Annotated in this window: 11 protein-coding genes; all 11 read left to right on the top strand. The window is 40.2% G+C overall.

Going from position 1 to position 12,436, the window contains the following annotated elements:
* Window positions 1–167: 167 nt before the first annotated feature.
* The 11 genes from EWM59_RS11335 (at window position 168) to EWM59_RS11285 (ending at window position 12,404) form a co-directional block, all read left to right on the top strand.
* The gene (locus tag EWM59_RS11335; RefSeq protein WP_130021090.1) at window positions 168–1,088 is read left to right on the top strand and encodes a hypothetical protein; all 921 of its coding nucleotides are present in this window, start codon (window positions 168–170) and stop codon (window positions 1,086–1,088) included.
* A 73-nt stretch (window positions 1,089–1,161) separates the two neighbouring features.
* Window positions 1,162–2,700 (top strand): vanadium-dependent haloperoxidase, encoded by a 1,539-nt coding sequence (locus EWM59_RS11330; protein ID WP_130021089.1) that lies wholly within the window; start codon window positions 1,162–1,164, stop codon window positions 2,698–2,700.
* 44 nt (window positions 2,701–2,744) lie between these two features.
* Window positions 2,745–3,815 (top strand): hypothetical protein, encoded by a 1,071-nt coding sequence (locus EWM59_RS11325; protein ID WP_130021088.1) that lies wholly within the window; start codon window positions 2,745–2,747, stop codon window positions 3,813–3,815.
* Between the two features lie 2 nt (window positions 3,816–3,817).
* Window positions 3,818–4,360, top strand: a complete 543-nt coding sequence (locus tag EWM59_RS11320) for a carboxymuconolactone decarboxylase family protein (RefSeq protein ID WP_130021087.1) — start codon at window positions 3,818–3,820, stop codon at window positions 4,358–4,360.
* A gap of 312 nt (window positions 4,361–4,672) precedes the next feature.
* Window positions 4,673–5,236, top strand: coding sequence for a carboxymuconolactone decarboxylase family protein (locus EWM59_RS11315; RefSeq protein ID WP_130021086.1), 564 nt, complete (start codon window positions 4,673–4,675; stop codon window positions 5,234–5,236).
* 49 nt (window positions 5,237–5,285) lie between these two features.
* Entirely contained in the window at window positions 5,286–8,057 is a 2,772-nt protein-coding gene (locus EWM59_RS11310; RefSeq protein ID WP_130021085.1) for a TonB-dependent receptor, read from the top strand.
* Between the two features lie 210 nt (window positions 8,058–8,267).
* The gene (locus EWM59_RS11305; RefSeq protein ID WP_130021084.1) at window positions 8,268–9,122 is read left to right on the top strand and encodes a hypothetical protein; all 855 of its coding nucleotides are present in this window, start codon (window positions 8,268–8,270) and stop codon (window positions 9,120–9,122) included.
* A 23-nt stretch (window positions 9,123–9,145) separates the two neighbouring features.
* Entirely contained in the window at window positions 9,146–10,399 is a 1,254-nt protein-coding gene (locus EWM59_RS11300) for an MFS transporter (protein ID WP_130021083.1), read from the top strand.
* 12 nt (window positions 10,400–10,411) lie between these two features.
* Window positions 10,412–10,954 carry a carboxymuconolactone decarboxylase family protein gene (locus EWM59_RS11295; RefSeq protein ID WP_130021082.1) on the top strand — a complete coding sequence of 181 codons (543 nt, stop codon included), beginning with the start codon at window positions 10,412–10,414 and terminating at the stop codon, window positions 10,952–10,954.
* Window positions 10,955–11,056: 102 nt separating this feature from the next.
* Window positions 11,057–11,626 carry a carboxymuconolactone decarboxylase family protein gene (locus EWM59_RS11290; RefSeq protein WP_130021081.1) on the top strand — a complete coding sequence of 190 codons (570 nt, stop codon included), beginning with the start codon at window positions 11,057–11,059 and terminating at the stop codon, window positions 11,624–11,626.
* Between the two features lie 238 nt (window positions 11,627–11,864).
* Window positions 11,865–12,404 carry a hypothetical protein gene (locus EWM59_RS11285; RefSeq protein WP_130021080.1) on the top strand — a complete coding sequence of 180 codons (540 nt, stop codon included), beginning with the start codon at window positions 11,865–11,867 and terminating at the stop codon, window positions 12,402–12,404.
* Window positions 12,405–12,436: the final 32 nt, after the last annotated feature.

Here is a 12,436-nt window from a genome sequence, read left to right as displayed (position 1 = left end):
GCACTAAAATCAACACTCTTTTGGAAAACCGTATCTGGTTTCAAACCATACGCATAGCATTTATGAATAGATAGCTTTAAGTCTGTTTATTGCTATGTCTGTTTTGAAATCATGTGATTGTCCTGTTTAACAAGACTGTTTTTAACCAATAACTCTCTATTTTTAAAATGAAATTACTCTACAAGTTAATACTTGTGTTGGTAGGCGGTGTGTGTCTTCATGCGAATGCCCAAATGCCTCATGATGCTATCTATATGAACAAAAATTCTCTTTGTATAGCAGCAACTTATTCGAATAGCCAGTGGAAGGAATATTGGGAAAATAACCTGAAACGAGAGAATTTCAATATTGGTACCCATACCACCCAGAGTGTAATGCCCATGATTGCCTATGGAATTACCAAAAAATTGAACCTTCTTGCCGGAGTACCTTATGTATGGACTAAAACAAGCGCCGGAAACCTGATGAGCCAAAAAGGAATTCAGGATCTATCAGTATTTGTAAAATACAACATGGTGCAAACCGAAAGTGGATTATCACTTCACGGCGTATTGGGAGGGTCAGTACCTTTGACTAATTATGTGAAAGACTTTTTACCGATGTCAATCGGAATCGGGTCTAAAACATTAACTACTCGTTTAATAGCGCATTACAGACATAACTCAGGCTTTTATATCACTGCTCATGGAAGTTACTTCTTCCGTAGCAATATAAAAGTTGACAGAGACGCTTATCAGGCCGATGACCGTGTTTATAATACCAATGAAGTAAGAATACCCAATGCAACTGATGTGGCTGCACGTGCAGGTTATTATAAAAAAGGTATCCAGGCAGAGCTTTTCATTGATAAAAATACCTGTGTTGGTGGTGATTATATTCGTCGGAATGACATGCCTTTCCCAACAAATAATATGAAATCTACGGGAGTAGGTTTTTATGGCAAATACCAGCCTAAAAACATTGGCTTTACCATAATGGCCAGAAGAGTAATCGATGGCGAGAATATGGGGCAGGCAACTACTTTATCGGCAGGTTTCTTATACCAGATAAACTTTAAGACAAAGTCGGCAGAAACTGCCAAACAATAAAATTGTAGAAAAGATTAATCACAGAAAATATGCTTCCCCGGCAGTTCAGTTTACCCGAACAAGGGGCCGTAATATGAAAAAAATATTTTTATCATTTATTATTCTTATTGCATTCAGTGTTTTTGTTTCATCTTGTAACAAGGAATTAGAAGAGCCATTAAGAGAGGCTTATATTCCAACCAGATTAGATGAAAAGGGGGGAACCTGGAAAACATATATTTTGGCTAATTCAGACGAAATTCCTGTGGCAGAGCCAAAAGCAGCAGGTTCAGCAGAGTATCAGGCAGAGATAGCGAAACTAAAAACTACTATTTCAACCATTACACCGGAGAACAAAAAAGCAGTTACTTACTGGGGAGCCGGAGCAGTCTATCGCTGGAACGAAATCGCCCGTGAGTTGTCTGCACGTTACAATATTCCCCCTGCTTCAAATGCAGAAGGCAAATATCCGGTACCTGATGCCACGAAACCTCTGGCCGACCCTAAGTTTCCATTTGCCAATCCGCCGTATGTATCTCGTGCCTTGGCCTACCTGAGCGTAGCACAATATGATGCCTTAGTAGCTGCCTGGAATTATAAATATAAATATAACCGCAAGGCTCCGGCTAAAAATGATGCGTCAGTTTCTGCGCTATTACCTGTTTCTGATTTGCCTTCTTATCCATCTGAAGATGCCGTTGTAGCGGCTGCTTCTTATACCATCTTGGTAGCTATGTTTCCGGGTGAAGTGCCTTTATTAGATGCTAAATTAGCAGAAGCAAAAAATGCACGTATCTGGGGTGGTATGAATGTAGATTCTGATATTTCGGCAGGTGATGCTTTAGGAAAAGCAGTTGCGGCCAAAGTAATGGGCAGAGCAAGAACTGATGGTATGGGTGCGGCTAATAATCAGACTGTGAATGCAGCAGCCATTGCTAATGCAAAAGCAATGGGGCTGAAATCAGAGTGGTTGAGCCAGGAACTTCCGGCTCGTCCGCCCATGTTGCCAAATTACGGAACAGTACAAACCTGGAATTTTGACAAAACTGCCATGATTGCTATGCGCCCAGGTCCACCTCCGGCATTGGATAGTGATGAGTTTAACAAGGCACTTGATGAATTGAAAAAGATAGATAAAAGCCAGACACGTGAACAAGCCCGTATTGCCAATTATTGGTCTGACGGCGCAGGAAGTTATACTCCTCCCGGACACTGGCACAGAGCAGCAGCGAATTTGTGTTTCCAGAATAAATTCAGCGAATTAGCCACAGCACGTACTTTGGCACTACTTGGTACCGCAGAAATGGATGCCGCCATTGCCTGTTGGGATGTTAAAAACTACTATTATTATCCTCGTCCGCAGCAGTTTGGTCTGAAGACCTCAGTAGGTTTGCCTAATTTCCAGTCTTATACTTCAGGACATTCGACTTTCTCAGGAGCGGCTGCCCATGTATTGGGTTCTATTTTCCCGGGTGAAGCTGAAAAACTGACTGCTATGGCTCTGGAAGCATCTAATTCAAGAGTGTATGGATTAATCCATTTTCGTTTTGATTGTCAGGTTGGCTTAGATCACGGCAAAAAAATAGGTCAATATGCCGTTGCCCGTGGCAAAGCAGATGGCTCAGGTCTGTAGACCTGATTTAATTCTTATTTACAATTTCTTTCAAACGTATTTCAATGAAAAAAATAATATATTTTTTCTCAGTAGCTATGCTATTGGGTTCTCTGAACGTATATTCTCAGGGGTGTATTGCTGTTCGCCACATGGCTTCAGCGACTGGTAACCCCAACAGTACAACTTCAATGATGAAAGGCGGTCAGTTTCAGTTTACAGCCTCTTACCGCTATTTATATTCATTCCGCCATTTTGTAGGAACAGAAGAGCAAAAAGAACGTATCGAAAACAATACACAGGTAATCAATACCTCACATGCTTTCGACTTTGGATTAAGCTATGCAGTAAATCCACGATTAAGTTTTGCTTTGAATATCCCGTTTATTGATAATGCCCGCTCTTCTTTATATGAGCATTATGGAAATTCAATCGAAGCAAATCCTGAACAAAAACGTTTCTTTACCTATTCAAAAGGGGTGGGTGATATGCGTTTGTCAACTACTTACTGGTTATTAAACCCTGCTACCCATCTGAAAGGAAATATAGCTATAGGTGTAGGTATCAAAGCTCCGACAGGTGATGCTAACGTGCAAGGAAATTTCCATAAATTAGACAAAAACAAAGTTGAATATATTCAACGCAAAGCCCTTGACCAATCTATGCAATTGGGTGATAGTGGTTGGGGATATAGCATTGAATTACAAGGATACCAGACCTTATTCAAAAATGCTTCTGTGTATTACAATGGGTTTTATATGTTCAGTCCCAAAACGGTTAATCCTGCCACCAATTTTTCGGTACCCGACCAGTTTGCAGGGCGTGCGGGCTTTAGCTACCTGATTGCCCCAAAAAGCGGAATTTCATTTGCATTAGGTGGTAGAGTAGAAGGCTTACCTGCTATTGACAGAATAGGTAATAGTGAGGGTAGTCGCCGTCCGGGTTATATTGTTTCAGTGGAGCCAAGTTTGATTCTGAATACTCACCATCACTCATTTACGTTTGCTGTGCCTTATGCTGTGGTTCGTAACCGTATAAAATCGTGGAGTGATATGCAAGACCCAGCAGGCAAGAAACATGGCGACGCCGCGTTTGCTGATTATCTGATTACAGCAACGTATGCGTTCCGTTTCTGATTATGGCGTATATCAAATTGTTGAATGAGGAGCTGCCGGGTATCTCGGGGCTACTCACCAATAATCCCCGTACAGCCGCACCGTTACTGAATTTAGCCGAAACCTTGTTGCGTGGCTCATCTACGCTGACAAGTGGCGAGCGGGAATTGATTGCTTCTTATGTTTCGCACCTGAATGATTGCCATTTCTGCCATACTTCTCATGGAGCAGCGGCAGCGGCACATTTAGCTTGCGATTTATCAATAATAGATGATATCAAACAGAATTTTGCTCAGACAGGCATTTCACCTAAGCTAAGAGCCTTGCTAAACATAGCCGCCAAAGTACAAAAAGGCGGTAAATATGTATTAGCGACTGATGTGGAGGCAACCCGTAACGAAGGTGCTACCGATGAAGAAATTCATGATACGGTATTGATTGCAGCAGCATTCTGTATGTTTAATCGCTATGTCGATGGCTTAGGCACGTGGGCTCCGAAAGAAAACGAGGCTTATCGTGAAATGGGTGAGAAAATGGCCTTTTTAGGTTATAACCGCCCTCGCTGAGATTAAGGCGTTAAGTTCTCAAAAAAGTGAACCGAAAAATGTAAAACAGAAAAACTGAAAAATGTAAAAGTGGTTTTTTGCCAAACGGTGCGCCGTAGCGATAACATCGCAGTGGCAAATCGTTTCAATTTTTAATCTTAACTTTTACATTTTACATTTAAAATTTTGCGGTTTTTTGGTTAAAATCAAAACTTAATATACTTGTTCGCTAAGATCACAGATTACATCTGTTAGCTTTTCCCTGGTTTTTATTTTCATTATCACTGCATTGGCTGAAAATAGCCGATACAGGATTCCTATTGTCTAAAAATTATGCCTCATATATCACTTCCTGACCATTTACCCGGTATTACGGGTCTATTAGAGTTTAGTCAGGACACAGCAACGCCTATCCGAGACCTAACACAAATTTTGCTGAGAGGTGAAAGCTCTTTGACACAAGGTGAAAGAGAGTTGATAGCCACCATCGTATCACACAACAATGAGTGCATATTCTGCACTTCTGCCCACACAGCTGCTGCTGACTTATTATTAGGAGAAACAGAAACCTGCGAAATGGTAAAGCATGATTTAGACAATGCACCTGTGAGTGAGAAGATGAAAACTTTACTGACAATTGCTAAAATGGTACAAAAAAGCGGGAAAAGTGTTACGCCTGAAGCGATAGCCAACGCCAAAGCACAAGGTGCAACCGATATGGAGATTCATGATACTGTGTTGATTGCAGCCCTTTTCTGTTTATACAACCGCTATGTTGATGGTCTGGCAAGTGTTACGCCGGCCGACCCCTCATTTTATCAGTATTTAGGTGAAAGAATAGTCAATCATGGATACACCCGTTTACCACAAGGCTACGACCACCTGAAGAAAAGTTAAGATGGGGATTAAAACTAATCTAATCCTATTTTTAACCTGAATAGTTTGCATGAAAAATATTTCTACTTATATAATCTTATTATTATTCATTTCAGCAGGTGCTTTTGCCCAAAAAATTACAATTAAGGGCAAAGTCTCCGATACTGAAACACAAAAACCATTAATAGGTGTTTCTGTTGCAATTAAAGGAAAAGTAGCAGGTACTGTTACCAATGGGGAGGGTAACTTTGAATTAAGCACTACACTTCCGTCTACCTTAATCGTATCTATGGTGGGTTACGAACGCCAGGAAGTAGTTGTCAATAATGAGACCTCATTATTAAATGTGTCTTTGAAAGCAGGAACAGAAGACCTGAACCAGGTGGTAGTTTCTGCTTCAAGAATTGAAGAAAGTATTCTCCGTTCTCCGGTAAGTATTGAGAAAATGGATGCAAAAACTATCCAACAAAGTGGTTCTGCTAATTTCTACGATGCTTTGGTAAATATGAAAGGGTTAGACATGGTAACCAGTAGTCTTACCTACAAACAGATTAATACCCGTGGGTTTAATACAACCGGGAATAGCCGTTTTTTACAATTGGTTGATGGTGTTGATAACCAATCGGCAGGTTTAGGTTTTACAATGGGTAACCTTTTTGGCCCGCATGATATTGATGTAGAAAGCGTAGAATTAATTCCGGGAGCGGCATCTGCGCTATATGGCCCTATTGCTTTCAACGGTCTGTTACAGATTCGTAGCAAAAATCCATTCGATTATCAGGGTTTAAGTGCGCAGGCTAAATTTGGTTTAAATCACCTGAACGATGGGACTGGTCTTGGTGCAAAGCCTGTATATGATTTAGGTCTACGTTACGCCAAAGCATTTAATAACCGTTTTGCTTTCAAAGCAAATGTGTCTTACCTGAAGGGAACAGACTGGTATGCCAATGACTATACCGACATAGACCCTAATACTGCAGTGGCCAATCGTGGCCCGAACAACCCGGGTAAGAATGCCTTGAATATCTATGGTGATGAGGTAGCACAAACCATTGCAGGCATTGGTCGTGTATCAAGAACAGGTTATGAAGAAAAAGACCTGGCACAATATGGCGTATATAGCCTTAAACTGAACGGTTCGTTATATTATCGTATTACTGATAATTTAGAGGCAAACTATCAGGCTAATTATAGCGAGGGCATTGCGCAATATACAGGTAGCAGCCGATTTGTGATTAATAATTTCCACATGATGCAACATCGTCTGGAATTAAAGGGAAACAATTTCTATCTGAGAGCTTACTCTAACCAAGAAGACTCACAAGACTCTTACAACAGCCGTTCGTTAGGTCAGTTGATTAACCGCATGTGGGTAAAAGGGTTAGATGGAAATACTGTTGCTCCGGGTCAGGCAGATGCTACCTGGTTTCAACGTTATACTGCCGCATATAATGGTACTGTTAACGGCATAACCGGACAAAGTCATACAGCAGCCCGTGCATTTGCTGACCAGGGAAGAATACTACCCGGTACGGCTGCATTTGATGCCGCCAAAGAGCAATTGATTAAAACACAAGGCTTAAGTGGGGCAGGTATTTTCAGCCGTTGTGGTTTGAAACATATCGAAGGTATGTATGATTTCAGTAAACACCTGAATAATGTATTGAATTTACAGATTGGTGCTAACTATAGAAGATATTATCTGGATACACAAGGAACACTATTTGATGATAAGGACAAGAATCTGACAAACGATGAATACGGAGCGTTTCTGCAGGCTTCAAAATCTTTGGCAAATAATAAACTGAAAATTACACTGTCGGGTCGTTATGATAAAAACGAAAACTTTGATGGCCGTTTCACGCCAAGAGCCTCGGCAGTATTCTCTCCTAACGATAATCATCATATCAGAGCTTCTTACCAGACAGGTTTTCGTAACCCTGTAATCGGTGACCAATACATTAAACTGAATGTTGGTCCAATTATTATTTTAGGTGGTGCGCCTGTAAACTCTGTGGGTATGGGGGCATACGAAAACTCTTTCACAGTGGCTTCAGTAGGGGCGTTTGGCGGTGCTGCAGGTGCGCAGTTGGCACAAGGCGTTCCGTTCCCGACAGTTGTTGCTAATCACAAAGACAAACTGGTAAAATCGAATGTACCTTATATCCAACCTGAAAAAGTGCAAAGCTTTGAGATTGGTTACAAAGGCGTTTTCAGCCAGAAAGTATTGTTTGATATCAACTACTACTACAGCCAGTATAAAGATTTTATCATCAATACTGTAGTTATTCGCCCTGATAGCCCGGTTCTTTTACCAGACGGTTCAGTGAATCCGGCAGCAGCAGGTGATATTCTAAGTGGTAAAACACAGGCATTCCAGTTATATACTAATGCGGCTGATAAGGTGTCTATTCAAGGCGTAAGTGCAGGCTTATCTTATTTGATGCCTAAAAGCTATCGCCTGAATACCAACGTAACATGGACCAGCTTTAATCTGTTAAATGCTAATCCAAGCAATATTCCTGCGTTTAATACCCCAAAATGGAAAACCAATGTATCGTTTGGCAACCCTAAACTGGCAAATAATTTTGGCTTTAACGTAACATGGCACTGGCAAAGTGCTTTTGACTGGTACGGTACATTTACTTCTAATTTCCCGGGCAGAATCAATGCTTATAGTTTATTAGATGCGCAAGTGAGCTACAAAGTTCCGGCTATTAAATCTATTATTAAGTTAGGTGCATCAAATCTGACTAATCAATACATTGTACAGGCTTATGGCTCTCCGGCTGTTGGTGGTTTATACTATCTGAGTCTGAACTTTGATGAATTGTTGCGATAATGAATAAAAACGGGCATTAATTATGCTGTAACTAATTAATGCCCGTATTCTACTAAAAGCCTGAAAGTGAGTAGTTAATAAAATTAAGAAATAGTAATAATTGGACTTTAAATTTTTAATAAAGTAAAAACATTCAGATTTTTGTGTAGGAAACTCAGCAATAGAAAGGATGAGTTAGAGTTTATAAGAAACACTACATCATTACAGCATATGAGTACAAGTAATTCACTATTAATCAATCCTTTTTCTCCAAAACATACTTTTGAAGAGAAACTTTTCTTCTGGTTGCGTTTTGGCGTTTTGGGTTGTTTTGTAGGACACGGTTTCTGGGGGGTAGTTACCAAAAAAGGATGGCTACCATTTTTTAAAGTGTTCTTTATTAATGAGTCGATGGCTTACAGCTTTATGCCATTGATTGGTGCAATGGATATGCTGATTGGCATTATTGTATTTATTTATCCAAACAGAGGCTTATTACTATGGGCCGCTTTCTGGACAGTTTTTACTGCCATGTTGCGTCCGTCTGCAAGTATGGGTATGTCTGAGTTCTTTGAGCGGGCAGGTAATTTCGGAGTACCGATTTTGTTCTTTTTACTTTATGGTTTTCCTGCTGTAGGCGCACAATGGTTCTCCAGACTGAAACCACTGACATCAGTATCATTTCAACAGGCTTATACTATAGAGTGGGTGTCGCGCCTGAGTTTATTCAGTTTGTTGGCAGGGCATGGAGGATTAGCGGTATTTATGAATCATCCGATTTTAATAAAAAATATGACCGGAATCGGATTACCCATGACAGGTACAAATCTTCAGATTTTTGGGGTAGTTGAAATTGTGTTGGGCTTTCTGGTATTATTGAAACCACGTATTCCAGGATTATTGATAGTGATTTGCTTATATAAATTAGGATTTGAATTGCTTTTTCCGATTGTAGGAACGGGCAAAGATATTTTTGAGACAATCGAGCGTATGGGCGATTATGTATTACCCCTGATTCTTTTTGAATATTATCGCTCTAAATATTATAGTAAAGCCAGACACCAGACAGTGGTATCAAAAACCTGATAAACCTTTAATTAACCTGAACTATGACCTTAACAGTAGAAAACCCTCAAAAGCAAGAAGTACTGTCTGCCAATATTAGAGTACTGGCTTTTATTCTTTGCCTCATCAGTTATGCTTTCGGAGGAACGGTTTCCACTTTAATGTCAGTTTATCTGCCGGTAGCTGTTCCTGAATTACTGAATGAGCAGGTTTCGGAAGCGAGGCTGGGGGAAGTAGGGGCTTATATCAGTGCCGTATCATTATATGGATGGATGATTGGCGGCATTTTGTTTGGGATAATAAGCGACAAAATCGGTCGTAAAAAGGTATTGGTACTGGTAACAGGCTTATATGGCGTAGCCACTTTACTGACTGTTTTTGTGCCTGACTGGTATGTATTAATGGCTTATCGTTTTTTCTCTGGCATGGGAGTAGGAGGGGTTTTACTGGTAACAACGGTTTATATTTCTGAAATCTGGGTTGAGAAAACCCGCCCCATTTTTGTAGGTATTCTGGCAGTAGCTTTTCCGGTAGGTATTGTAGCATCTGGTGGATTAAGCAAACTTTTTTCAGACTGGCGTCAGGCTTTCTGGATAGGTTTGATACCTATTGCCGTAGCCATACTGATAGGATTATTATTGCCTGAATCTCCTAAATGGAATAACCTTAAAAAAGTAGAAAAATCACCCTTAAACGATTTATTCAGCGAAGAATACCGCCCTAATCTGCTTAAAGGTTCTATACTCTTCGGTTCTGTGCTGATAGGCTTGTGGGGTATATTTTCATGGTTGCCAACCTGGATACAGACTTTACTCCCCGCCGGACAAAGTGGGAATACTGAAAGAGGTAATACGATGATGTTGTTAGGTATTGGAGGTATTGTGGGAGGAGTTTTATCCGGTTTTTTGATTCGTGCCATTGGTAACCGAAAAACGCTTATGTTGACTTTTATAGGGGTGATATGCGCTTGTTGTGTATTATTCTTAACAAATAAAACTTTCAGCCCGGTTATTTATGCCGAAACTGCGTTGCTGACATTATGTTTTGGCATTAGTCAGGGGTCTTTGTCAAGCTATATACCCGAATTGTTCCCGACGATTGTCAGGGCAACTGCAACAGGGTTTTGCTTTAATGTAGGCCGATTCTTTACTGCTACTGCCGTATTCTTTGTAGGGGCACTGGTAACTTTTTTTGGTGGCTTTGGTAATGCCTTACTGGCATTTTCGGTGATGTTTTTTGTGGCTTTGGGTATGGCTTATTTTAGTAAGGATAAGGAGAAAAACTTAATTAACGGATAATTTAACAAGCGTATGGCATATATTCAGTTACCCGAAGGTGCAGTAGGTATGCGAGGATTGATGGCTTTTCGTCCACATCTCGCTCCGCACTTAGGCGCCTTTACCGAAGGGATTTTATGTATTGAGGAAGGATTAACAAAAGCCGAGCGTGAGATTATAGGTATGTTCGTTTCAAAGTTGAATGATTGCCAGTTATGTGAAGGTGTGCATGGAGCAGTAGCGGCTTGTTACTTGGCTGATAACGAAGCCCTGATTGAGCAAATCAAAGAAGACTATGAAAATGCACCGATTTCGGATAAACTAAAGGCTTTACTTTCAATTGCTGCAAGTGTACAGAAAGGAGGAAAGCATGTTTCTGAAAGCCAGATAAGCAAAGCGAGAGAATTAGGTGCCACAGATATAGAAATACATGATACAGTAATTATAGCCGCTACTTTCTGTTTTTTTAACCGCTATATAGACGGGATGGGAATAGCTGCTATTGAAGACCCGGAGGTTTTCCGTCAGAGAGGCAAGATGATTGCAGAAGGGCTGGGTTATGCACCTAAAAAGTAAAATTATGTTGCGTGCAGACTTTAGTCTGCACCTGAATGATGAAATTACCTTATTTATTTTAGCCAGCGAATTTATTCGCTGTTACTCATAAAGAAACAGACAATGGCCTACATCAAATTACCAGAAGAAGAACTACTACCGGGTATCAGAGGATTAATGGCTTTTCGGCCTGATACGGCTCGCCCGTTGAATGCTTTGGCAGAAGTCTTATTGAGAGACGAAAACAACAGTCTTTCAAGAGGTGAACGTGAAACAATAGCTACCTATGTTTCTTATCTGAATGATTGTTTGTTTTGCCAGAGTGTGCATGGTGCCGCCGCTCAATGTTATCTGGAAGATGATGGAAAATTGATTGGACAAATCAAACAGAATTATGAAGAAGCCCCTATTTCAGACAAGCTAAAGGCATTGTTAGCCATTGCTGCAAGCGTGCAAAGGGGTGGAAAAAACGTAACAACAGCGCAGGTAGAAGCGGCTCGTAATGTAGGGGCAAGTGATAAAGAAATTCATGATACGGTACTGATTGCCGCTGCCTTCTGTCTGTTCAACAGGTATGTAGATGGTTTGGGTACCTGGGCACCTACCGACCCACAAGTGTATATACCAAGAGGTATTCGTATTGCAGAAGAAGGTTATGCCAGTTTTGATGCCATGAAAAGCATCGGCAAATGACATAAAGCTATTGAATCTTAGTTTTGATTTAATCATAGGTTGACAATTATACTCTGCACATCGATTGGTGTGCAGAGTTTCTAACAAATGATTAAGTGCAATTGCCGAAACAAGATTCGTTTAAGGAATTATTTTGTGTTTTGTTTTTAGTTAAAAATTTACAGACTCTGCATAGCTGATAGGTATGCAGAGTTTTATTAAAAATGAAAGTTTTTAGTATTTTTGATAAATATCTACATTGAAAAAACTTATCGCTATCGGCCTATTATTGCTTCTGCTCTACAATATGTTTGGGCTGACGATAGCTACTTTGTTTTTTGAAGATAATTACCGCACAAGCTCCAATATTATTATTGACGATAAATGGAAAATTATAAAAATTCCTGCTGCTACTTCAAACGCACATTATAATAGTGTAGAGAAAGATGGCTTGATAAGAAGTGGGAATGATTTTTATAATATTATGCATGAGTATCAGGAGAATGATACCCTGTATGTAATTTTAAAGTCGAACCAGAATGCGCAGGAACGTTTTACAGAACTGGCATCTCTGATTCTGGGAATGACTGATACCGAAACAGATACACCGCACAGCCCATTAGGGAAACTCATTAAATTGTTTGGAGATTTACAGAAAGTTTACCTTTCTGATGAAGTATTGCTTGGCTTAAATGAGCCAATTACCGGTTTATATCAAACCTCTTTTTATACAGAACCACACCAGTCGAATGAGCAGGTCATACATTTGCTACATTCACCTCCGCCTGAGTTAACCTGATTTTATATAACGAGTACCCGGTATAATATCCT

It is taken from the genome of Emticicia agri (genome assembly GCF_004168285.1).
GTDB classification, from domain to species: domain Bacteria; phylum Bacteroidota; class Bacteroidia; order Cytophagales; family Spirosomataceae; genus Emticicia; species Emticicia agri.
This window is presented reverse-complemented; position numbering and strand designations above follow the sequence as displayed.